Annotated in this window: 16 protein-coding genes and 1 riboswitch; of the genes, 4 read left to right on the top strand and 12 right to left on the bottom strand. The window is 71.4% G+C overall.

Annotated features, from left to right (window positions below; genetic code table 11):
* Window positions 1–33: 33 nt before the first annotated feature.
* The 3 genes from ACH4F6_RS16370 to ACH4F6_RS16360 form a co-directional block, all read right to left on the bottom strand.
* The gene (locus tag ACH4F6_RS16370) at window positions 34–789 is read right to left on the bottom strand and encodes a M23 family metallopeptidase (RefSeq protein WP_397960825.1); all 756 of its coding nucleotides are present in this window, start codon (window positions 787–789) and stop codon (window positions 34–36) included.
* Between the two features lie 13 nt (window positions 790–802).
* Window positions 803–972: riboswitch (cyclic di-AMP (ydaO/yuaA leader) on the bottom strand.
* 220 nt (window positions 973–1,192) lie between these two features.
* Window positions 1,193–2,581, bottom strand: a complete 1,389-nt coding sequence (locus ACH4F6_RS16365) for a M16 family metallopeptidase (RefSeq protein WP_397960824.1) — start codon at window positions 2,579–2,581, stop codon at window positions 1,193–1,195.
* The gene (locus ACH4F6_RS16360; RefSeq protein WP_397960823.1) at window positions 2,578–3,930 is read right to left on the bottom strand and encodes a M16 family metallopeptidase; all 1,353 of its coding nucleotides are present in this window, start codon (window positions 3,928–3,930) and stop codon (window positions 2,578–2,580) included. The genes ACH4F6_RS16365 and ACH4F6_RS16360 overlap by 4 nt, the downstream gene beginning before the upstream one ends.
* 323 nt (window positions 3,931–4,253) lie before the next feature.
* On the opposite strand from ACH4F6_RS16360, the gene ACH4F6_RS16355 reads away from it, so the two are divergent.
* Window positions 4,254–6,707, top strand: coding sequence for a DNA topoisomerase (ATP-hydrolyzing) subunit A (locus ACH4F6_RS16355; protein WP_397960822.1), 2,454 nt, complete (start codon window positions 4,254–4,256; stop codon window positions 6,705–6,707).
* On the opposite strand, the gene ACH4F6_RS16350 is transcribed toward ACH4F6_RS16355, so the two are convergent.
* On the bottom strand, window positions 6,704–7,882 hold the full coding sequence (locus ACH4F6_RS16350) for a CobW family GTP-binding protein (RefSeq protein WP_397960821.1): 1,179 nt from the start codon (window positions 7,880–7,882) through the stop codon (window positions 6,704–6,706). The two genes, ACH4F6_RS16355 and ACH4F6_RS16350, sit on opposite strands and share 4 nt — an antisense overlap.
* A gap of 319 nt (window positions 7,883–8,201) precedes the next feature.
* On the opposite strand from ACH4F6_RS16350, the gene ACH4F6_RS16345 reads away from it, so the two are divergent.
* Complete coding sequence (locus ACH4F6_RS16345; protein ID WP_397960820.1) at window positions 8,202–8,765, top strand: DUF6082 family protein; 564 nt, start codon at window positions 8,202–8,204, stop codon at window positions 8,763–8,765.
* A 212-nt stretch (window positions 8,766–8,977) separates the two neighbouring features.
* Here ACH4F6_RS16345 and ACH4F6_RS16340 read toward each other — a convergent pair whose 3' ends face one another.
* Window positions 8,978–9,214 carry a hypothetical protein gene (locus tag ACH4F6_RS16340; RefSeq protein ID WP_189147568.1) on the bottom strand — a complete coding sequence of 79 codons (237 nt, stop codon included), beginning with the start codon at window positions 9,212–9,214 and terminating at the stop codon, window positions 8,978–8,980.
* Window positions 9,215–9,641: 427 nt separating this feature from the next.
* Here ACH4F6_RS16340 and ACH4F6_RS16335 point away from each other — a divergent pair, with 427 nt between their 5' ends.
* Entirely contained in the window at window positions 9,642–10,580 is a 939-nt protein-coding gene (locus ACH4F6_RS16335) for a sucrase ferredoxin (RefSeq protein ID WP_397960819.1), read from the top strand.
* 263 nt (window positions 10,581–10,843) lie between these two features.
* On the opposite strand, the gene ACH4F6_RS16330 is transcribed toward ACH4F6_RS16335, so the two are convergent.
* The 3 genes from ACH4F6_RS16330 to ACH4F6_RS16320 all read right to left on the bottom strand — a co-directional run bounded on the left by ACH4F6_RS16330 (window position 10,844) and on the right by ACH4F6_RS16320 (window position 15,323).
* Entirely contained in the window at window positions 10,844–12,436 is a 1,593-nt protein-coding gene (locus ACH4F6_RS16330) for a cation acetate symporter (RefSeq protein ID WP_397960817.1), read from the bottom strand.
* On the bottom strand, window positions 12,433–12,993 hold the full coding sequence (locus ACH4F6_RS16325) for a DUF485 domain-containing protein (RefSeq protein ID WP_397960816.1): 561 nt from the start codon (window positions 12,991–12,993) through the stop codon (window positions 12,433–12,435). Before ACH4F6_RS16325 ends, ACH4F6_RS16330 begins: the two co-directional genes overlap by 4 nt.
* 206 nt (window positions 12,994–13,199) lie before the next feature.
* Complete coding sequence (locus ACH4F6_RS16320; RefSeq protein ID WP_397960815.1) at window positions 13,200–15,323, bottom strand: type IIA DNA topoisomerase subunit B; 2,124 nt, start codon at window positions 15,321–15,323, stop codon at window positions 13,200–13,202.
* A gap of 441 nt (window positions 15,324–15,764) precedes the next feature.
* On the opposite strand from ACH4F6_RS16320, the gene ACH4F6_RS16315 reads away from it, so the two are divergent.
* Window positions 15,765–15,995: a hypothetical protein gene (locus tag ACH4F6_RS16315; RefSeq protein ID WP_397960814.1), complete on the top strand. Its 231-nt coding sequence runs from the start codon at window positions 15,765–15,767 to the stop codon at window positions 15,993–15,995.
* A 124-nt stretch (window positions 15,996–16,119) separates the two neighbouring features.
* On the opposite strand, the gene ACH4F6_RS16310 is transcribed toward ACH4F6_RS16315, so the two are convergent.
* The 4 genes from ACH4F6_RS16310 to ACH4F6_RS16295 form a co-directional block, all read right to left on the bottom strand.
* Window positions 16,120–16,971 (bottom strand): S1 family peptidase, encoded by an 852-nt coding sequence (locus ACH4F6_RS16310; protein WP_397960813.1) that lies wholly within the window; start codon window positions 16,969–16,971, stop codon window positions 16,120–16,122.
* A gap of 136 nt (window positions 16,972–17,107) precedes the next feature.
* On the bottom strand, window positions 17,108–18,652 hold the full coding sequence (locus ACH4F6_RS16305; protein WP_397960812.1) for an RNA polymerase sigma factor: 1,545 nt from the start codon (window positions 18,650–18,652) through the stop codon (window positions 17,108–17,110).
* Window positions 18,653–19,112: 460 nt separating this feature from the next.
* Window positions 19,113–20,000 carry a FadR/GntR family transcriptional regulator gene (locus ACH4F6_RS16300; RefSeq protein WP_397960810.1) on the bottom strand — a complete coding sequence of 296 codons (888 nt, stop codon included), beginning with the start codon at window positions 19,998–20,000 and terminating at the stop codon, window positions 19,113–19,115.
* Between the two features lie 161 nt (window positions 20,001–20,161).
* On the bottom strand, window positions 20,162–22,357 hold the full coding sequence (locus ACH4F6_RS16295) for an ATP-binding cassette domain-containing protein (RefSeq protein WP_397960809.1): 2,196 nt from the start codon (window positions 22,355–22,357) through the stop codon (window positions 20,162–20,164).
* Between the last annotated feature and the right edge of the window lie 285 nt (window positions 22,358–22,642).

Genomic DNA, 22,642 nt, shown 5'->3' with positions numbered 1-22,642 from the left:
GCCGGGGCCGGGACGATCCGTCGCGGTGCGTCGTCAGACGTCCACGCCGTGCTTGCGGAGGTAGGCGACCGGGTCGATGTCCGAGCCGTACTCCGCACTCGTGCGGGCCTCGAAGTGCAGATGCGGGCCGGTGACGTTGCCGGTCGCGCCGGAGAGACCGATCCGCGTGCCCGGGGCGACCTCCTGCCCCACCGAGACGCTGATCGACGACAGGTGACCGTACTGGGTGTACGTCCCGTCGTGCATCCGGATCACGACCTGGTTGCCGTACGCGCCGCCCCAGCCGGCCTCGACGACGGTGCCGAGCCCGACCGCGTGCACGGGCGTGCCGCTCGAGGCGTGGAAGTCGATGCCGGTGTGGCTGCCGGAGGACCACAGCGAGCCACCGGACCGGTAGCTCGTGGAGACGTAGGAGCCGGTGATCGGCGACACGAAGGTGTTGAGGCGCTCGCGCTCGGCCGCGCGGGCGGCGCGGGCCCTGGCCTCGCGCTCCTTCTCGACCTTCGCGGCGGCCAGGGCGGCCGCCTCCTTGCGCGCGGCCTCCTCCCGGGCGGCCTGCTTCTGCGCGGCGACCTGGTCGTCGATCTGCTCGGCCACGGAGTCGCCGATGGTGACGACGGGGATCAGGCCGGTCTGCTCGGAGGAGGTCTCGGCGGCGAGAGCCGGGGTGGAGGCGACGGTTCCGATGACGCCGGTGGTGGTGAGCGCCGCGATGCCCGCCGCGCGGGCGGTGGTGCGCTTCGTCCGGCCGGGACGACGGTGCTTCCCGGTGGCGCAGGTGAACGCCATGAAGTTGAGCGGTCCTTTCCTTCCCTCTCGCCTACCGGGTTAGCTGACGGGTTCGGAGCAGGAAGGTCTCCTACGGGCCCCCTCGCGGCACGCGCGGGCGTCCGATTCACCCCAGGGACTGCACAGGTGTGGGTCCCCGGCTCCCCTGGCTCGCGCCGTACGGGGACTCGGCGATGACTGTCCGGTGCCGCGGGTGCGGCGCACTGCCCGACGAACAGCCCGGACGAAACTAGACGCGCCCGCCGTCCGCGCCCAAACGCAACGGGGGTTTTGTAGCGCATGCCACAGGGCAGACAGGCAGCCTCTCGCTCAATTCGGACATCGAAGGGGCCCTGACGACCCGTCGGTCACCAGGGCCCCTCACGCGCGCGTGCCGCGGTGGCCGGGCGTGCGGCCGCGGTCCCTACTCCGCGGGAACGACCTTCACCTCGCCGATGCCCAGGGCCTCGACCGGCTCCTTGATCCGGGCGGCGTCACCGACGAGGACGGTCACCAGACGGTCCACCGGGAAGGCGCTCACGACGGCCGCGGTGGCCTCCACGGTGCCGGTCGCGGCGAGCTGCTGGTACAGCGCCGCCTGGTAGTCGTCGGGCAGGTGCTGCTCGACCTGGTCGGCCAGGGTGCCGGCGACGGCCGCGGCGGTCTCGTACTTCAGCGGCGCCACACCGACCAGGTTCTGCACGGCGACGTCGCGCTCGGCGTCGGTGAGTCCCCCCGCGGCGAGGGTGCGCAGCACCTTCCAGAGGTCCTCCAGCGCGGGACCGGTGTTCGGGGTGTCCACGGAGCCGCTGATGGCGAGCATCGCGGCGCCCGTGCCGTCCGGCGCGGAGCGCAGGACCTGCCCGAAGGCGCGCACGCCGTAGGTGTAGCCCTTCTCCTCGCGCAGGACGCGGTCCAGGCGGGAGGTGAGGGTGCCGCCGAGGCAGTACGTGCCGAGCACCTGGGCGGGCCACACGCGCGCGTGCCGGTCGGGGCCGACGCGGCCGATCAGCAGCTGCGTCTGGACGGCGCCGGGGCGGTCCACGATGACGACCCGGCCGGTGTCGTCGGCGGTCACCGGCGGCACGGGCCGCGGCTGGGCCGGGGAACCCGTCCAGGCGCCCAGGGTGTCGCCGAGGAGCGCGTCCAGGTCGACGCCCGTCAGGTCGCCGACGACCACGGCGGTGGCCGTGGCGGGACGGACGTGCTTCTCGTAGAAGGCGCGGACCGCCGCGGAGTCGATGTTCTCGACCGTCTCCGCGGTGCCCTGGCGCGGACGCGACATGCGCGCGTCGGCCGGGAACAGCTCCTTGGACAGCTCCTTGGCGGCGCGCCGGGACGGGTTGGCCAGCTCGTGCGGGATCTCGTCGAGGCGGTTGCGCACCAGGCGCTCGACCTCGCTGTCGGCGAACGCGGGCGCCCTGAGGGCGTCGGCGATCAGGCCGAGGGCCTTGGCCAGGCGGGAGGCGGGGACCTCCAGGCTGAGGCGGACGCCGGGGTGGTCGGCGTGCGCGTCGAGGGTGGCGCCGCAGCGCTCCAGCTCCGCGGCGAACTCCTCCGCGGAGTGCTTGTCGGTGCCCTCGGAGAAGGCCCGCGCCATGATCGTGGCGACGCCGTCGAGTCCGGCCGGCTCGGCGTCCAGGGGCGCGTCGAGGATGACCTCGACGGCGACGACCTGCTGGCCGGGCCGGTGGCAGTGCAGCACGGTCAGGCCGTTGTCGAGCGTTCCGCGCGCGGGGGCCGGGAACGCCCACGGCCTGGCCTCGCCCGCCTGCGGCTGGGGGTGGAAGTCCATCGTGGCGAGCTCGGTCACTTGGCCGCCTCCTCGTTCTCGTCCTCGTCGGCGGTGCTGTCGGTCGGCTCGGTGGGTTCGTAGACCAGTACGGCGCGGTTGTCGGGGCGCAGGCGGGCCTTGGCCACCTCCCGCACCTCCTCCGCCGTGACGTCCAGCACGCGCTGCACGGCGGTCAGGGCGAGCTGCGGGTCGCCGAACAGGACGGCGTACCGGCACAGTTCGTCGGCGCGGCCGGCCACCGTGCCGAGGCGGTCCAGCCACTCGCGCTCCAGCTGGGCCTGGGCGCGCTCCATCTCCTCGGCCGTGGGGCCCTCCTCGGCGAACCGGGCGAGCTCCTCGTCGATGGCGGTCTCGATGACCGGCACCTCGACGTCGCCGGAGGTCTTCACGTCCAGCCAGCCCAGGGACGGCGCCCCGGCGAGCCGCAGCAGGCCGAAGCCGGCCGCCACCGCCGTGCGGTCGCGGCGGACGAGACGGTTGTAGAGGCGGGAGGACTCGCCGCCGCCGAGGACGGTGAGGGCCAGGTCGACCGCGTCGCACGCGCGCGTGCCGTCCTGCGGCAGGCGGTAGGCGGCCATCAGGGCGCGGGCCGGGACCTCCTCCTCGACGACCTCGCGCAGCTGCTCGCCGATGGTGTCCGGCAGCGTGCCGTCACGCGGGGCGGGCTTGCCGTCGTGGGCGGGGATCGAACCGAAGTACTTCTCGATCCAGGCGAGCGTCTGCTCGGGGTCGATGTCGCCGACGACCGACAGGACGGCGTTGTTGGGCGCGTAGTAGGTGCGGAAGAACGCGCGCGCGTCCTCCAGGGTCGCCGCGTCCAGGTCGGCCATCGAGCCGATCGGGGTGTGGTGGTAGGGGTGGCCCTCCGGGTAGGCGAGGGCGGTCAGCTTCTCGAAGGCCGTGCCGTACGGGACGTTGTCGTAGCGCTGGCGGCGCTCGTTCTTGACGACGTCGCGCTGGTTCTCCATGGACTCGTCGTCCAGGGCGGCCAGCAGGGAGCCCATGCGGTCGGCCTCCAGCCAGAGGGCGAGCTCCAGCTGGTGGGCGGGCATGGTCTCGAAGTAGTTGGTGCGCTCGAAGCTGGTCGTGCCGTTCAGCGAGCCGCCCGCGCCCTGGACGAGCTCGAAGTGGCCGTTGCCCTTGACCTGCGCGGAGCCCTGGAACATCAAGTGCTCGAAAAGGTGAGCCAGACCGGTACGCCCCTTGACTTCGTGGCGCGAACCGACGTCGTACCAGAGGCACACCGCCGCGACGGGGGTCAGGTGGTCCTCGGAGAGCACCACGCGCAGGCCGTTGGCCAGGCGGTGCTCGGTCGCTGTCAGGCCCCCGGTGCCTGCCTGGTCTGTGGCCGTGTGACCCATGGGCATGTACGTCCCTTCCGATCGCGGACGCGGTCGTCGAAACCGCGCTTTTCCTGCCGGTCCTGCCACTGTATGCAAGCGTGCGGAGCGTCGGCGAAGTTCCCGGACGACATACGCCGAGAGCGAGATCGCGTAGCCTGCGGACAGCCGTGGAGGAGACGCCCTCCGGCCGGGGCCGGACGCCGACGCCCGGGTACCGGCACGCGCTGTCAGTGCCACGGTCCACAATGGTCCGCATCAGATCACGTCACACGCTTCGCCAAGAGTGAGCCGAAGGGTCGCGAGCGCCCCGCAGGCGAGCGACCAGAAAACAGGAGGAGCCGGCAGCGATGGCCCGCCGCAGCACGAAGACCCCGCCGCCCGACGACGCGTACGAGGAGAAGATCCTCGACATCGACGTCGTCGACGAGATGCAGGGCTCCTTCCTCGAGTACGCGTACTCGGTCATCTACTCCCGCGCCCTGCCGGACGCCCGCGACGGCCTCAAGCCGGTGCACCGTCGCATCGTCTACCAGATGAACGAGATGGGCCTGCGCCCCGACCGCGGCTACGTCAAGTGCGCCCGCGTCGTCGGCGAGGTCATGGGCAAGCTGCACCCGCACGGCGACGCGTCGATCTACGACGCCCTGGTCCGCATGGCCCAGCCGTTCTCCATGCGCGTGCCCCTGGTCGACGGCCACGGGAACTTCGGCTCGCTGGGCAACGACGACCCGCCGGCCGCCATGCGGTACACCGAGTGCCGCCAGGCCGCGGCGACGAGCCTGATGACGGAGTCGATCGACGAGGACACGGTCGACTTCGCGCCCAACTACGACGGCCAGGAGCAGGAACCGGTGGCGCTGCCCGCCGCCTTCCCGAACCTCCTGGTCAACGGCTCCTCCGGCATCGCGGTCGGCATGGCCACCAACATGCCGCCGCACAACCTGGGCGAGGTCGTCGCGGCCGCCCGCCACCTGATCCGCTACCCGAACGCGGATCTGGACGCCCTGATGAGGCACGTCCCGGGCCCCGACCTGCCCACCGGCGGCCGGATCGTCGGCCTCTCCGGGATCAGGGACGCCTACGCGACGGGCCGCGGCACCTTCAAGATCCGCGCCACCGTGTCCGTGGACACCGTGACGGCCCGCCGCAAGGGCCTGATCGTCACCGAGCTGCCGTTCACCGTCGGTCCCGAGAAGGTCATCGCCAAGATCAAGGACCTGGTCGGCTCGAAGAAGATCCAGGGCATCGCCGACGTCAAGGACCTCACCGACCGTGAGCACGGCCTGCGCCTGGTCATCGAGATCAAGAACGGCTTCGTGCCGGAGGCGGTCCTGGAGCAGCTCTACAAGCTGACCCCGATGGAGGAGTCCTTCGGCATCAACAACGTCGCGCTGGTCGACGGCCAGCCGCTCACCCTGGGCCTGAAGGAGCTCCTCGAGGTCTACCTCGACCACCGCTTCGAGGTCGTCCGGCGGCGCAGCGAGTTCCGCCGGGGCAAGCGGCGCGACCGGCTGCACCTGGTGGAGGGCCTGCTCACGGCCCTCGTCGACATCGACGAGGTCATCCGTCTGATCCGCTCCAGCGAGAACAGCGCGCAGGCCAAGGAGCGCCTGATGGAGCGCTTCTCCCTGTCGGAGGTCCAGACCCAGTACATCCTGGACACGCCGCTGCGCCGTCTGACCAAGTACGACCGCATCGAGCTGGAGGCGGAGAAGGAGAAGCTCAACGAGGAGATCGCCGAGCTGACCCGGATCCTGGAGTCGGACGCCGAGCTGCGCAAGCTGGTCTCGGCCGAACTGGCCGCGGTGTCCAAGAAGTTCGCCACCGAGCGCCGTACGGTCCTGCTGGAGTCGGCGGCCACCCCGGCCACCGCCGTACCGCTCCAGGTCGCCGACGACCCCTGCCGCGTGCTGCTGTCGTCGACGGGCCTGCTGGCCCGCACGGCGAACGCCGAGCCGTTCGACGCCACGGACGGCAAGCGCACCAAGCACGACGTGATCGTCTCGGCGGTGCCCGCCACCGCGCGCGGGGAGATCGGCGCGGTCACCTCGGCGGGACGGCTCCTGCGGATCAACGTCATCGACCTGCCGCAGCTCCCGGACACGGCGTCGGCGCCGAACCTCTCGGGCGGGGCCCCGCTGGCGGAGTTCGTCTCCCTGGAGGGCGACGAGACGGTGGTCTGCCTGACCACGCTCGACGAGTCCTCCCCGGGCCTGGCGCTCGGCACGGAACAGGGTGTCGTCAAGCGCGTGGTGCCCGACTACCCGTCCAACAAGGACGAGCTGGAGGTCATCACCCTCAAGGACGGCGACCGGATCGTCGGCGCGGTCGAGCTGCGCACGGGCGAGGAGGACCTGGTCTTCATCACGGACGACGCCCAGCTGCTGCGCTACCAGGCCGCTCAGGTCCGCCCGCAGGGCCGTCCGGCGGGCGGGGTGGCGGGCATCAAGCTCACCGAGGGCGCCAAGGTGATCTCGTTCACGGCGGTGGATCCGGCCGCGGACGCGGTGGTGTTCACGGTCGCGGGCTCGCGCGGCACGCTGGACGACTCCGTGCAGACCACGGCCAAGCTGACCCCGTTCGACCAGTACCCGCGCAAGGGCCGCGCCACGGGCGGTGTGCGCTGCCAGCGGTTCCTGAAGGGCGAGGACTGCCTGTCCCTCGCCTGGGCGGGCGCCCTTCCGGCACGGGCGGCGCAGAAGAACGGCATGCCGGCCGAGCTGCCCGAGATCGACCCGCGCCGCGACGGCTCGGGGGTGTCGCTGGCGAAGACCGTGGCGGTGGTGGCGGGGCCGCTCTAGACCCGCGCGAAGGAATCCTCGTCGGGGTCCGTGGGCTCGTCCGGGTCCACGGGCTCCTCGGGGACGGCGGGCTCCCGGGCTCCGGCGACGGGGTCCCGGGGGGCTTCCTCGTCCTCGGGGTCCTGGACGTAGCGCAGCACGCCCCACATGCCGTGCTCGTCGGCGTGCGGGACGTCGCTCCTGCACGCCTCCAGTTCCTCGCCGAGCGCGGCCGCGTCGATGCCGGAGCCGATGAGGACGAGCTGGGTGCGGCGGGGCTCGTCGGATCCCCGGAGGTCGGGCCAGGGCTCGGGGTAGAAGCGCAGGAAGCGGCCGACCGCGTGCACGGCGTAGCGGTGGGCGGGGTCGTACGGGCCGAAGTCGACGTATCCCTTGATCCGGTACAGGCCCTCCGGGCGGCTGTCGAGGAACGTCATCACCCGGCGCGGGTCGAGAGGCACGTCGGAGACGAAGGACAGGCTGTCGTAGGCGGTGTGCAGGTGACCGTCGTGGCCGTCGGGACCGCCGTCCGCGTGGTCGTCCCGGCGGGGCAGGTCGTCGAAGGAGAGCTGCCCGACGCGCTCCTCGCCCGGCCGGCAGTCGAAGAGGAGCTCCGGGTCGATGCGGCCGTGGACGGCGGGGACCACGGCGGCCCGGTCGGTGAGGGAGCGGACGAGGGCGAGGACGCGCTCGGCGTCGGGGGTGCGGTCGAGCTTGTTCACGACGACCAGGTCGGCGAGGGCGAGGTGGCGGTCGATCTCGGGGTGCCGCGTGCGGGTCTCGTCGAACTCGGCGGCGTCGACGACCTCGACGAGACCGCCGTAGACGATCCCCGGGTGCTCGCTGGCCAGCACCATCCGCACCAGCTCCTGCGGCTCGGCGAGCCCGCTGGCCTCGATGACGACGACGTCGATGCCGGCGCCGGGCCGGGCGAGCCGTTCCAGGTAGACGTCGAGCTCACCGACGTCGACGGCGCAGCACAGGCAGCCGTTGCCGAGGGAGACGGTGGAGTCGCCGAGCGCGCCGGCCACCGCCATGGCGTCGATCTCGATGGCGCCGAAGTCGTTGACGATGGCGCCGATACGGCTGCCGCCGCTGTGGTGGAGCAGGTGGTTGAGCAGGGTCGTCTTGCCGGAGCCGAGGAATCCGGCGAGTACGACGACCGGGATCTGCTGCGAGCTGCGGCTCTGCCTCAATGTGCGACCTCTCTGGCACCTGTGCGTGCACCGGCTCACTGCCCGGCGCACGGTCGGGGACGGAATGCGGACCCAGGATACGAGCCGATGGAATCGCCCCGGAGTGAACGATTGTTAGCAGCCCGTGCGGGGCAGACGTCGGGCAAGGCGCCGTGGCGTGCGACCCTCGCTTCCCTCCGTGCGCCTCCTCTCCGCCTCCCCGCCGATCAGAGCCGCTCGGCAAGCTGGGAGACGGCAAGCGCCGCCCACCGCTCGCCGGTCCCCGTCAGTCCACCCGCATCCGACGACCGGCTGACGGCCGCCTGATTCGGGGGTTGACATGACCACACAGAGGAACAAGGCGGAGAGGCTGGGGGCCGCCACGCTCGGCCTTCTGCTCGTCACCGCCGCGGTGACGCTCACCGCACGACGGTTGCGCCTCGAGGCTGCCCGCCGTGAGGAGCGGCGGCCGGAACCCGAGGAGCTGGCGATCCGGCGCAAGGCACTGGCCCATCAGCAGCGGATGCACTGGGAACTGACGGCCAGGGCGATCGACGACCCCTCCCTCGCCGCGGTCATCGACACCTACGACAAGACCATCCCCGCGGAGAAGCGCCGCCAGTTCCTCTACGCCAACGCGTGGTACGCCCACCTCTTCCACCTCTACCAGGCGGAGCTCCTGGACCGGGAGGAGCTGTACAGGCACCTGCGGGAGTTCTTCCAGAGCGCCGTCTTCCGCGAGTACTGGGAGGCGTCGAGGCACCAGCGCGCGAGCCTCAACGAATCGTCCGAGGAGGCCCGGATCGGACGGATGACGGACGGCCTGGTCATGGACCTGGACGACGCCGACACGGACGAGTGGTGGGTGGTGGGCCGTCCGCCGACGGACGATGCGGACGAATGACGGGTGGCGGTCGGCACCGGCGAGCGCGGGACCCGGCGTCGGTGCGTGCGGCCTGGTGCCGTTCTGGCGCCAGGCCTCATCGGTGGGGATCGAGCAAGGACGCGGGGTGCCGGGCTGCTCGCCGGGTGGGCACCGGCTCGCTCATCGGTTGCGTGCGGCCGGGGCGGGTGACGGGACGGGTCTGCGGGTGGGCGCGTGCTCGTGCGGTGGGATCAGGCGTCGGGGATGTCTGCCTTGGCGCGGATCAGGGTCTCCCTGCTCACGATGACGATGCGTTCGTAGTCGGCACGAGCAGCGTCCGCGGGTAGTTCACCGTCCAGCGCCTCGGTGGCCTCGGTGCCGATGACGGCGAAGTTGCCGTCGCTGAGTTCGAACACGTCCGGGCACGTGGCTCCCGAGTTACTGCCTCGGGCGCTCGGGGGCACACCGATGCGGCGCACGATCTTCAAGGGGTATCGGTCCTTCGACAGTTCTGGGCACAGTTGGGTGGCAGAACGGTAGCGAGGTTGGTGAGGGCTTCGCTGCAAAAGTCACTCAGCCGCGTCTTCGGTGTGTGTGAGTTGACCGGTATGGGCGAGACTGCGCCGGTGAGCGGGCGCCTTCGGACGCCTTCGGGAGGTTCGTCCCGGCCGTGCCCGGGGCTGCGGCGCCCGCCGTGCCGGACGTGCGGCAAGCCGCCCTCGTCGGCGTCCTCCCGGGAGGGAAGAAGCCTCCCCGCCGCCTGCCGCCGCCTGTCCGCAGCACCACCCTGACCAGGAAAGACGCGCTCGGTGACCACGTCACGAGCACTTCGGCGCGGCAGCGCGCGGATCCGCGCCCCGAGGACACACCCTCTCCGGAAGCCTCTCGGCCCCAAGTCAGGTTAGGCTCACCTCTGTGAGTACGTGCACGGCCGTCTCGCGGGACCTCGACGAGCCCCTGTCCGGAACCGCGCCCACGGCCAGGACCTGGCTCCTGCTGGAACAGCCCGGCCCCTGGGGCGCCAAGGCGCTCGTTTCGAGCCACCTGGATCCCGCGATCGGCCGCGCCCTGGAGGCAGCCGCCCGGAACACGGGCGTCCGCGTCGTGCTCATCCGGCGCCCCGGACGCCACGCGGACCTCGGCAGTCCCACCGTGCGCCGCGTGTACGCGGCCCACACCGTCCCCGGACGGGTCTGGCTGCGCAGCGCCACGATCAGCGACCCGGCCCGACTGCTGGACCTCGACTTCGCAGCGCTCGGCCGGGGCGACCACCGCGGCTTCGACACCGCGCTCCAGGGCCGGCCGCACCACGGTGCCCCGCTCGCCCTCGTCTGCACCAACGGCAAGCGCGACCGCTGCTGCGCGCTGCTGGGCCGCCCCCTCGCCGCCGGACTCGCGACCTCGGGCGTCGACGGCGTCTGGGAGGTCACCCATCTGGGTGGTCACCGCTTCTCCCCCACCGTGCTCGTCCTGCCGCACGGATATGCGTACGGCCGGGCCGAGGCGCACACCGTCGAGCAGGCCCTGCACGGCGTCCGGGAGGGCCGGATCGTCCTGGAGGGCTGCCGCGGGAGCTCGGCCTGGGAGCGGCCCGGCCAGGCGGCGGAGCTGGCCGTGCGCGCGGCGACCGGCGAGGACGCGGCGGAGGCCCTCGGCGTCGTCCGCACGGAGGGCCGGGCTCCGCGCTGGGAGGTGACCGTCGCCCACGCCGACGGACGGCACTGGCGGGTCGTCGTGGCTCAGAGCGCGTCCGCTCCGCCCCGGCCGGAGAGCTGTGGGGCGTCGGTCCTGGGCGCGCCGGGGCGGATGGACGTGGTGGCGGTGCGTGAACTGACGGCGGCACTGGCGGGTTGAGGCGCCCCGCGTCGCCGACCCCGCACCGGCCGGTCAGGAGATCCCCACCCCCCGCCCCCACGGCCCCACCGACCCGTCCGCGTACCGTCACCGGACGACCGGGCGGTGCGCCGCGCGCTCGCCGCCGCGCGCGCCGTGGCGACGCCGCAGAGCACCGAGGACCTCCGGAGGACGCCACCGCCTTGCGGCTGCACGCACCAGCCCCCGCTCGGGTAGCCGGAAGCCACCGCCGCCCGGAGCCGGCCCGATCCGAAAGGAAGGCCCTAGACGGCACCCGCCCCCGTCAGCGACCGCACCTCGGTCTCCGCGTGCTTGGCTTCGTCGGCGACCTCGGAGGAGGTGACCGTGCCGAGCCAGCCGGCGAGGAAGCCCAGCGGGATCGAGACGAGGCCGGGGTTCTGCAGCGGGAAGAACTGGAAGTCGAGGCCGGGGAAGAGCGACTGGGGGCTGCCCGACACCACCGGGGACAGCAGGACCAGCACCAGCGCCGGCACCAGTCCCCCGTACACCGCCCACACGGCCCCTCGCGTGGTGAAGCCCCGCCAGAAGAGCGAGTAGAGCAGGACCGGAAGGTTCGCGGACGCGGCGACGGCGAAGGCGAGCCCCACGAGGAAGGCGACGTTGAGGTCGCGGGCCAGCAGGCCGAGACCGATCGCCACCACGCCGATCCCGACGGCGGCGATCCGCGCCACCGCCACCTCGCCGAGCGGCCGGGTGTGCTTGCGCCGCAAGGAGGCGTACAGGTCGTGGGCCACCGACGCCGAGGAGGCGAGCGTGATGCCGGCGACGACCGCGAGGATCGTGGCGAAGGCGACGGCTGCCACGACGGCGAACAGGACCGTTCCCCCCGTGGAGCCGGCTCCGCCGCCCAGGTCGAGGGCGAGGAGCGGGACGGCCGTGTTCCCGGACGCGTTCGAGCTGCGGACCGCGTCCGGGCCGACGATCGCCGCCGCGCCGAAGCCGAGGACGATGGTCATCAGGTAGAACCCGCCGATGAGCCCGACCGACCAGACGACCGAACGCCGGGCGGCCCGCGCGGTCGGCACCGTGTAGAAGCGGGACAGGATGTGCGGCAGGCCGGCCGTGCCCAGGACCAGGGCCAGCCCCAGGCTCATGAAGTCGAAGCGCGCGGTCCAGTCCCCGCCGTACTTCAGCCCCGGCGCCAGGAACGCGGCACCGTGCCCGCTGTGCTCCGCCGCCGTGCGCAGCAACCGGTCGACGTCACCGTGGAAGCGCACCAGGACGAGCACGGTGAGCGCGACGGTGCCGCCGAGCAGCAGCACCGCCTTCACGATCTGGATCCAGGTGGTGGCCCGCATCCCTCCCAGCGACACGTAGATCACCATCAGAGCGCCGACACCGATGACGGTCCAGGCCTGGGCGGCCTCTCCGGTTCTGCCGAGGAGAAGCGCGACCAGGCTGCCCGCCCCCACCATCTGCGCCACGAGGTAGAGCACGGACACGGTGACCGAAGAGGCTCCCGCCGCGATCCGCACCGGCCGCTCGGTCATCCGGGCGGCCACCACGTCGGCCAGTGTGAACCGCCCGCAGTTGCGCACCAGTTCGGCGACGAGGAGCAGCACCACCAGCCAGGCCACCAGGAAGCCGACCGAATACAGCAGTCCGTCGTAGCCGAAAAGGGCGATGAGGCCGGAGATGCCGAGGAAGGACGCGGCCGACATGTAGTCCCCCGCGATGGCAAAACCGTTTTCCACGGGCGAGAACAGCCGCCCGCCGGCGTAGAACTCCTCGGCCGAGCCCTGCCGCTTCCGGCTCACCCACGTGGTGATCGCCAGCGTGACCGCGATGAAGGCGCTGAACAGCAGCAGGCTCAGCGTCTGGTGATCGTCCGTCATGCCGCACCGCCTCCGGCCCCGCGCGTCAGCTCCTGGGTGTCCCAGCGCACTTCGAGCGCGGCACGGTCCCTGCGCAGCCGCGCGTGCCGGGAGTAGGCCCAGGTGAGCAGGAACGTGCTGAGGAACTGCCCCAGTCCTGCGAGCAGGGCCACGTTCACCGCGCCGACGACGGGCCGCGCCATGAAGCCGGGCGCGGTCGTGGCCGTCACGACGTAGCCCACGTACCAGAGGAAGAAACCGGCGACCGCCGGCACCACGAACCGGCGGTAGCGGCTGCGCACTTCCTGAAAGGCCGCGCTGCGCTGCACTTCCAGGTAGATCTGGGCCGCCGCCACGGCCTTGTCCGCCGGCTCCCGGCGTGCTGCCGGCGCCTCTCCCGGCGGTCCGCTCACCGTGGCCGACTCGCCCCAGCCCGAGGCGAGCGCCTCGTACCACGGGTCCTCGTACCGCACGCTTCCTGAGGCTTCGCCGAACACCACTCCGTGGCCTGGCTCGTGGTCGCCCGAACTTTCGGAACCGTCCCTGCTGTCACAGGAACGGCTGTTGCTTGACTGCATGCCCAAGGATGGACAGAACGGGAAGATCCCTGACTCTTCTTCCCCTTGCTCTTCACCCCATCAGGTGACCAGGGCCGTCACTCCGCCGGCGGCCGCACCAGCCCCTCGCCGTACGCGTGAGGCACCGCGAACGGGCCCGCGTCTCACGACCGGGCCCGCGCACGGGGCCGTGCGGCAGCCGGGCGCGGCACAGCGTCCCCGCACGCCTACGCGTCGATGCGCGACCGGTCCAGCGTCGCCGCCGAGCTGGAGATGAACTCCTTGCGCGGTGCGACGTCGTTGCCCATGAGCAGGTCGAAGACCTGCTCCGCCGCCTCCAGGTCGGAGAGGTTGATGCGGCGCAGGGTGCGGTGACGCGGGTCCATCGTCGTCTCGGCCAGCTGGTCGGCGTCCATCTCGCCGAGGCCCTTGTAGCGCTGGATGGAGTCCTTGTACCGGACGTTCTTGCTCTGGAACTCCATGAGCTTGTCGCGCAGCTCACGGTCCGAGTAGGTGTAGACGTACTTGTCCTGGCCCTTCTTGGGCTGGACGAGCTCGATGCGGTGCAGCGGCGGCACCGCGGCGAACACCCGGCCGGCCTCCACCATGGGCCGCATGTAGCGCTGGAACAGCGTCAGCAGCAGGCACCGGATGTGGGAGCCGTCCACATCGGCGTCGGTCATCATGATGATCTTGCCGTAGCGGGCCGCGTCGATGTCGAAGGTCCGTCCGGAGCCCGCCCCTATGACCTGGATGATCGCGCCGCACTCGGCGTTCTTGAGCATGTCGGTCACGGAGGACTTCTGGACGTTGAGGATCTTGCCGCGGATCGGCAGCAGCGCCTGGAACTCGGAGTTCCGGGCGAGCTTCGCCGTGCCGAGCGCGGAGTCCCCCTCGACGATGAACAGCTCGCTGCGGTCGACGTCGTCGCTGCGGCAGTCGGCGAGCTTGGCGGGCAGGGACGAGGACTCCAGTGCCGTCTTCCGGCGCTGGGCGTCCTTGTGCTGGCGGGCGGCGATACGGGTGCGGGCGGCGGCGACCGCCTTCTCCATGACGACCCGCGCCTGGGCCGCGGCGTCCCGCTTGGTGGACGTCAGGAACGCCTTGAGCTCCTTGGAGATCACGGTGTTCACGATGCGGCGGGCCGCCGACGTGCCGAGGACCTCCTTCGTCTGCCCCTCGAACTGCGGCTCGGCGAGACGGACCGTGACGACCGCGGTCAGGCCCTCCATCGCGTCGTCCTTGACGATGTCGTCCTCGGCGACGCGCAGCAGCTTCTTCGCACGCAGGACCTCGTTGAGCGTCTTCGTGACGGCCTGCTCGAAGCCGGCCACGTGCGTGCCGCCCTTGGGGGTGGCGATGATGTTGACGAACGACCGCATGGTCGTGTCGTAGCCCGTGCCCCAGCGCAGCGCCACGTCGACGCCGAGTTCGCGGGTCACCTCGGTCGGGGTCATCTGGCCGTGGTCGTCCAGGACCGGGACCGTTTCCTTGAAGGTGCCCTGGCCGGTGAAGCGGAGGACGTCGCAGACGGGCCTGTCGGTGGCCAGGTACTCGCAGAACTCACTGATGCCGCCGTCGAAGCGGAAGGATTCCTCGCCCTTGCTGCCGCCCTCGCCGAGGCCGTACTCGTCCCGGACGACGATGGTGAGACCGGGCACCAGGAACGCGGTCTGGCGAGCGCGCTGGTGGAGGGTCTCCAGGGAGAGCTTGGCGTCCTTGAGGAAGATCTGGCGGTCGGCCCAGTACCGCACGCGCGTGCCGGTGCGGGTCCTGGCGATCTTCTTGGCCTTGCGCAGGCCGCTCTTCGCCTCGAACCTGGCGTCCGCCCCGTCGGCGGCGAACGCGCCGGGGACGCCGCGGCGGAAGCTGATCGCGTGCGTGTGCCCCCCACGGTCGACCTCGACGTCCAGGCGGGCGGACAGCGCGTTCACCACGGACGCGCCGACGCCGTGCAGGCCGCCGGAAGCGGCGTAGGAGCCGCCGCCGAACTTGCCGCCGGCGTGCAGCTTGGTCATGACGACCTCGACGCCGGACATGCCGGTCTTGGGCTCGACGTCGACCGGGATGCCCCGGCCGTTGTCACGGACCTCCACCGAGCCGTCGTCGTGCAGGATCACTTCGATGTGATCGCAGTAACCACCGAGAGCCTCGTCGACGGAGTTGTCGATGATCTCCCAGAGGCAGTGCATCAGACCACGGCTGTCGGTGGAGCCGATGTACATACCCGGGCGCTTGCGCACGGCCTCGAGGCCCTCGAGGACGAGCAGGTGCCGCGCGGTGTAGTTGGAACCGTCCCGGTCTGCTCCTGCCAGCAGCGCTGTGGACGGCACGGACGTCTCGGCGGTCACGCGGTTCGCTCCTCGCTGAATTTCAGGTGGGCCCTAGTGGGGAAGGGCGCGGCTTGGGTCGCCGCCAAGAGGGTACCGAGGCCTGGTAGAGCCGTTGTAACGCCACCCTCGTCTGAACTCAGACTAGTCCAGAGTCGTATGAGTGTTCGATCCCTCCATGGAGTGAAGTACATATCACGTTCCCTTCGAGGCATGAACCATTTAGGCTCCGGGCACGTCCTCATGAACAAACCGGCAATCCAGCCGGGAGGACGGATCCATGACCGACAGCGCGAAACCGTAAGACACGACAGACACGCAATACGGCACATTCGCCGCCAAACCGGCAGCAGACGGCCACCTCGGAAGAAATTTTCGAGAAGAAGCCACGAGCGGGAACGTTTGGGGCTGGTTGGATGTTGACCCTGGTACGACAGCTCGTCGAGCTAGAGAAGAGGCGACGTGACTACTGTTCTGACCCCCGCGAGCCCGCTGACGGCCGCTGACCGCTGCGACCGCTGCGGCGCCCAGGCGTACGTGCGCGTGGTCCTGCTCAGCGGCGGAGAACTGCTCTTCTGCGCCCACCACGGCCGCAAGTTCGAGCCGGAACTCAAGAAGATCGCCGCTGAGATACAGGACGAGACGGAGCGGCTGACGACCGCTCCCGCAACCGCCTCAGAAGAAGAGCGCTGACCGTTCGCGTTCCACGACGAGCCAGATCCGGTACAGGCCGGCATGCGGGCGGACGCCCCCGTTCCCGGGGGCGGCCGCCCGCACTCGTTCGCCTTCATGACGTGATGAGCGGCATCCGGGCCCGTCAGGCGGTCCGGGGCAGCTTCCGGGAGCCGGCGTCCCAGCGCAGCACCCGCAGGATCTCGGACACCCGCGTGTAGACGCCCGGGTTGCCCGGCCGTCCGCAGCCGTTCCCCCACGACACGAGCCCGATCAGACGGCCCCGTGCCACCAGCGGTCCGCCGCTGTCCCCCTGACAGGCGTCGCGGCCGCCCCCCGCCTCTCCGGCGCACACCATGGACGCCGGCAGGTACGTGCCGTCGGCCGGCCCGGGATACGCCCCCTCGCACAGGCTGTCGGACAGCACGTGCACGCGGGCGGCCCTCAGGGTGGGGGCGTAGGCGCCGACCCCCCGGGTGTCGCCCCAGCCGTACACCAGGGCCTCCGTCCCCGGCTGGTACGCCGGATCGCCCACCGCGGCCATACCGATGACGGAGGACTGCGGCAGCGCCTCCGCGAGCTCGAGCACGGCGAAGTCCCCCGAGTTGCTGGAACTGTCGTAGGCGGGATTGACCCAGACCTCACGCACGGCGATCTCCCGGCCCGTGTCCGCGTACAGGTCCGTACGGCCCGCGACGACCGCCAGATCGGTCGTCCTCGGCGATCCCAGGACCTCCTCGCCCATGCAGTGGGCCGCGGTGAGGACGGTGGACGGGCCGACCACCACACCCCCGCAGAACTGTCCCGAGCGCATACCGCCGAACCGGTCACGACTGGACAACGCGACGGTCCAGGGACTGGTGGAGACGTCGACCGGGAAACCCCCCACCACGACACCGTCCGAGGCCGCCGGAGCGGCGGCCACCAGCGGTATCGCCATGGCTGCGGCCGCCAGGACCAAGGGCCGGGTCAAGGCCCGGACAAAGGGACGACGCATGCACGCTCCTCACTCTGGAGTGACTGATGAACACCCACAGTGAGGCAGCTGCCGGCGGCGCGCACCCCCGTACCGAAGCCGAAGGCCCGGCTCCCTCGGGGGAACCGGGCCTTCCGCGTCGTCCTGCCGCCGCGCCTCAGTCGAGGTAGTCGCGCAGCACCTGCGACCGCGACGGGTGGCGCAGCTTCGACATGGTCTTGGACTCGATCTGGCGGATGCGCTCACGCGTGACGCCGTACACCTTGCCGATCTCGTCGAGGGTCTTCGGCTGACCGTCGGTGAGACCGAAGCGCATGGAGACGACGCCCGCCTCGCGCTCGGACAGGGTGTCCAGGACGGAGTGCAGCTGCTCCTGGAGGAGCGTGAAGCTGACCGCGTCGGCCGGGACGACGGCCTCGGAGTCCTCGATGAGGTCACCGAACTCGCTGTCGCCGTCCTCACCCAGCGGGGTGTGCAGCGAGATCGGCTCACGGCCGTACTTCTGGACCTCGATGACCTTCTCCGGGGTCATGTCGAGTTCCTTGGCCAGCTCCTCCGGGGTGGGCTCGCGGCCCAGGTCCTGGAGCATCTGGCGCTGCACGCGCGCGAGCTTGTTGATGACCTCGACCATGTGCACCGGGATACGGATGGTGCGGGCCTGGTCGGCCATGGCACGGGTGATTGCCTGCCGGATCCACCAGGTGGCGTACGTGGAGAACTTGTAGCCCTTGGTGTAGTCGAACTTCTCGACCGCGCGGATCAGACCGAGGTTGCCCTCCTGGATGAGGTCCAGGAAGAGCATGCCGCGGCCCGTGTAGCGCTTGGCCAGGGAGACGACCAGACGGAGGTTGGCCTCCAGTAGGTGGTTCTTGGCGCGGCGCCCGTCCTCGGCGATGATCTCCAGCTCGCGCTTGAGCTTCGGGGCGAGCTTGTCGGCGTTGGCCAGCTTGTCCTCGGCGAACAGGCCCGCCTCGATGCGCTTGGCGAGTTCGACCTCCTGCTCGGCGTTGAGCAGGGGGACCTTGCCGATCTGCTTGAGGTAGTCCTTGACCGGGTCGGCGGTGGCGCCGGCCGCGGCCACCTGCTGCGCGGGGGCGTCGTCCTCGTCCTCGTCGGAGAGCACGAATCCGGCGCTCTCGGCACCCTCGGGCTCGTCGCCCGCCTTGGGGGCCTCCTCCAGGACCTCGTCCTCGAGGAGCTCGACGTCGTCCTTCTTGGCGGTGGTCTTCTTGGCCGCCGTCTTCTTCGCGGGGGCGGCCTTCTTGGCGGTCGCCTTCTTGGCGGCGGTCACCTTCTTGGCAGCCGCCTTCTTCGCCGGAGCGGCTTCCTCCGCGGCGTCGTCCACGGCGGGAGCGGCCGGGGCGGCCGCGGTGGTGGCGGTGGCCTTCCTGGTGGTCACCGTCTTCGCCGCGACCGTCTTGGTGGCGGTGCGCTTGGCCGGACTCTTCGCTGCGACGCTCTTTCGGGTGCGCTTGGGCTCCGCGGCACTGACCATCAGCGTCACACCCTCTTCCTCGAGGATCTGGTTGAGGCTGCGCAGTACGTTCTTCCACTGAGTGGCCGGAATCTGGTCAGCTTCGAAGGCCCGACGCACATCGTCGCCGGCGATCTGCCCCTCAGCCTTTCCCCGCTCAATGAGCGCCATGACAGAGACGGACTCGGCGATCTCCGGCGGGAGCGTACGGGATGTGCTGGCCGACACGAACAACCTCTCGGAACGTTGGAAAACGGCTTCCGGCCCCGTCCACGACGGACGGGAGCCGACCACCGGCCTGGGGATGGGCCGACGGTGCGGGCGGGGACCGGGGAGTTCCACAGCGCCTTGAACGGCGTCCGTATTCCCTCCGCGGCTGTCACCTCTTAGGTCATCGCGTTGTTTCCACAAGCGTTACGCCTAATCTTCGTGGCCCGAGTCACACCCCGTAAGCGCTCAAGAACGGGCATAAGCAGACAGAGACGGTCACCCGCGACATGTACCCAGGCTGCAGGGGCCCAACCCGTCGGGCCGTTCCGCCGGACCGACCCGACCGTCATGTCGCATCGTGGGACCCCGCAGGCCCGATCACGGGCCTGCGGGGTCCCACGGGTGGACGGAGCCGGCCGCGGGATGCCGCAGGAGGAGGAAGGCACCCCCGACCGCACCGCCCATGGGGGGGGTGCGGTCAGTGCTCGCGCGGCGCCGGAACCACGCGCTCCACCTCGGGATGAACCGTGAGCAGTTGACGCATGGCCGATTCCGCCCCGGTGCCGTCGCCCGCGGCGAGGGCGTCGACGATTCTGCGGTGATGGACCAAGGAGGCCTCGTGAGGCCGGTCACAGCCCGTGACGGGGCCTCCGGACACCTGGAGAGCGGCCGACACGATCCCGGAAAGGTGCTCCAGCATGCGATTGCCGGCGATCTGGATGAGCAGGGAATGGAACTCCGCATCGGCACGGGAGTAGGTGAGCGCGTCACCCTGGGCCAGGGCGTGCCCCATGATGTCGATCATGTCAGCCAGGCGTTGCTGGACGTCCTCGCGCCCGTGCCCGGCGGCGAGGCGCGCGGCGAGCGGCTCGATCGTCCAGCGCAGTTCGCTCAGCTCGCGCCGCTGGTCGTCGCGCTGTGGACCGAAGGCACGCCACTCGATGATGTCCGGGTCGAGGAGGTTCCAGTCGCTCACGGGACGCACGCGCGTGCCGACGTTCGGCCGGGCGCTGACCAGGCCCTTGGCCTCCAGGACGCGGAGCGACTCGCGAACGACGGTGCGGGAGACCTCGAAGCGCTGGCCGATCTCCTCGGGCACGAGCGGGCGGTCGGCACCCAGATCGCCGGAAACGATCATCTGTCCCAGCTGCTGGACGAGTTGGCCGTGGAGCCCGCGTCCGCGGCTGCCCGCGGCACGCCGGCCCACACGGCCCAGCTCAGGCTCCGCGCCCTCCCAGACGGGAGCTCCGGCGCGGTCGGCGGCGGGAGCCTCGGCGTAGGGGTAGCGGTCGAGTCCGCCCGGGCCGGCCAGACCGGAGTCGTTGGAGCGGGCGGCGGTCATCATGGTGTGCGCAAGGGTACTCACGGATCCTTTGTCGGCTCCGTCTTCAACTCCCTTGAGGTCTTTGGTGAAAAGCACACGAAAGGGTGATCGCTCACCCCGTCGCAATTGACGCCTTATCGGAAAGAAATGGGCTTTCTTCGAGGAATTGCGCACAATAAGCAATCAGATGGTTACCCAACGTGTCATCTGATCCTGCTCCGCACGGTCGTGAGTAGATACGCGCCCAGCAGTGCGGCCAGGGACAAGGTCAGCGCACCGCCCACCGGTTGGGCGATCACGCGGACCGCGGCGGAGAGATAGCGCTCGCCCCCGAAGGGCCACTGCAGCAGGAACACCTCACGCAAGCGCACCGAAAGCCCGGCCGCCATCCGCACCGACCCGTGCTCCACGGCCTTCTGCACCGCGGGCACGCAGACCACCGGCACGGCGACGACCGCGGCCAGCCCGGCCGCGGCGGACCGGAAGACTCCGGCGGCCAGGACTCCGGCCCAGGCGCAGCCGACCACGAACGCGATCCAACCCGCGCTCAGCTGCAGCCAGTCGGAGGGAACCTTCGTGAACTCCCGTCCGTAGACGAGATAGAGCACTTCGGCGTCGCAGCCCACGGTGAGGAAGGCCAGCATGACGGCCGTGACGCCGGTGACGAGGAGCTTCGCGGTCAGCAGGCCCAGCCTGCGGGGCACGGTGCCGCGGTCCACGGCGAGGGCGGGATGACGGAACTCGTCACCGAAGGCGAGCGCACCGACCAGCCCCGCACCGAGCGCCGCCGGGGGCAGCGGCAACTGCGCGGGCCAGGCCGCCAGCAGGCGCTGGTGCGAGGTGTGCCCCGTGCGCGCCAGCAGGACGGCGGTGACGGCGGAGACGATCAGTACGGCGGCGGTGGTGAGGAAGCCGGTGCTGATACCGGCGGCACGGCGGAGTTCGTAGCGGAGGGGGCGCAGAGGGCTGGGGGCGGGTCGTACGGAGATGGGGGGCGGAAGGGCCGGCAGGGCTCCGAGGGCGCGGGCCCGGGCGGGACCGGCGGGCCGCCCGGCCGAGGGGTGGGGCACCGGGCCGCGGACGGCGCCCGCGGGCGGGCGGGGGGCGATGGGGGCGTCCGCGGGCGTGTCCGGGCCGGTGACGGGTTGCGGCCCGTCGGACGAAGGCGGCGCCACGTCGACGAGGGAGGACCGTGCCGCGCCGTCGGCAGGGGCCGGCGTCTCCGGGGCACCCGGGGCCTGCGTCTCCCCGGCAGTGGACCGGGCGTCGGTGGCAGCCGGGACGAGGACCGTGCGGGAGCCGTCGGACACCGTGTCGTCGCCGTCCGGTGCGGAGGGTTCCGCCTTCGTCCCGTCCTGGGACGTCCGCGCGCCGTCGGCCGATCGTTCCTTCGGCTGGTGCGGCACCGGCGAGCGCCGCCGCTCACCCTCCGCCGTCTGCGTCCCGGCGGCGGGAAGGGCTTCGTGAGCGCCGCCCGCCGGGCGTCCGTCCACCCGGGCCTTCGCAGGCTCCTCTCCGGATCCGGGACCCATGTCACCGATCTCGTCGGCGAGTTGGTGGACGAGGATGCCGTGCCGGAAGGCCGCCTCACCCACGTCGGCGCAGGTGCTGCCGTACACGGAGAGCCGGTTGCCGCCCTCCTGCACGACCTCGACGGAACGGTGCCCGGTGCGGGCCTCCTTGGCGAGCAGGGCGGCGAGGCGGGCGGCATGGGGGCTGCGGACGGCCACCCGGGGACGCAGCCTGGTCCGGGCGAAGGCGCCGGCCTCCTGGTCGGCGACGAGCCGCCCCTGGTCCAGGGTGACGACCCGGTCGGCGATGCGCGCGGCCTCCTTGGAATCGGCCGTGGTCGACAGCACCGTGCCGCCCTGGGCCGCGTGCGCGCGCAGCATGCCGTGCAGCCACCGGCTCTCGCGCTCGGAGAGCCCGTCGGCCGGGTCGTCGAGGACGAGGGTGTGCGGATCGGCGAGAAGCGCGCACGCCAGCCCGAGCCTGCGGTCCATGCCGCGGGAGAGCGTGCCGAGGCGTTCGCCGCGCAGGCTGACCAGACCGACCACCTCGAGGACTTCGTCGGCCCGCCGGGCGGGGACGCCCGCGGCCGCGCACAGCATGCGCAGATGACCGCGCACGGTGCGGGCGGGATGCCCCGGCACGTCGCCCAGGAGGACGCCGACCTCGCGCGAGGGGTGAGCGATGCGATGCAGGGGGCGTCCCCGGAAGTAGGTGAGACCACGGCCCTGTTGGAGTTCGAGCATGAGTCTCAGCGCCGTGGTCTTGCCCGCACCCGGCGCGCCGAGCAGCACGGTGACGTCACCGGCGTGCGCTTCGAAGGAGACGTCGTCGAGGGCAGGCGGAAGATCCTTGCGGGGATTGCTGGTCAGTCCGAAGGCCTGGATCACCCGCAGCAAGATAGCGCGCCATGTCCGTTTTTTCCGGTATAGCGCGACGGGAGGCGCCCGGTGTGATTCGGGTGCTCGGGCGGCTCCGCACCGTCGCCCGACCGCGGGCGGGCCGACGAGGCCGTCGGCCGAGGCGCGCGGAGCGCCACCGTGATGAGGCCCGGCCCCGATCATGTCCGGCATCACGCCTGCGACAGGGGTCGGAACACGGGCCGGGCGTCCCGCGAACCGGCAGGCAGCGTCAGCGGTCGGCGTGGCACCGGACCGCATCGCGCCCGCATCGCG

This window comes from Streptomyces sp. NPDC017936 (genome assembly GCF_044328485.1).
In the GTDB taxonomy this organism is placed as follows: domain Bacteria; phylum Actinomycetota; class Actinomycetes; order Streptomycetales; family Streptomycetaceae; genus Streptomyces.
The sequence above is the reverse complement of the archived record's forward strand: the minus strand, read 5'-3'. Positions and strand labels throughout refer to the sequence as shown.

What these genes read in the sequence shown, in the direction of transcription:
- ACH4F6_RS16370 (WP_397960825.1), bottom strand. Translation starts at nt 789, where the DNA reads ATGGCGTTCACCTGCGCCACCGGGAAGCACCGTCGTCCCGGCCGGACG.
- ACH4F6_RS16360 (WP_397960823.1), bottom strand. Translation starts at nt 3,930, where the DNA reads ATGCCCATGGGTCACACGGCCACAGACCAGGCAGGCACCGGGGGCCTG.
- ACH4F6_RS16355 (WP_397960822.1), top strand. Translation starts at nt 4,254, where the DNA reads ATGGCCCGCCGCAGCACGAAGACCCCGCCGCCCGACGACGCGTACGAG.
- ACH4F6_RS16345 (WP_397960820.1), top strand. Translation starts at nt 8,202, where the DNA reads ATGACCACACAGAGGAACAAGGCGGAGAGGCTGGGGGCCGCCACGCTC.
- ACH4F6_RS16330 (WP_397960817.1), bottom strand. Translation starts at nt 12,436, where the DNA reads ATGACGGACGATCACCAGACGCTGAGCCTGCTGCTGTTCAGCGCCTTC.
- ACH4F6_RS16325 (WP_397960816.1), bottom strand. Translation starts at nt 12,993, where the DNA reads ATGCAGTCAAGCAACAGCCGTTCCTGTGACAGCAGGGACGGTTCCGAA.
- ACH4F6_RS16310 (WP_397960813.1), bottom strand. Translation starts at nt 16,971, where the DNA reads ATGCGTCGTCCCTTTGTCCGGGCCTTGACCCGGCCCTTGGTCCTGGCG.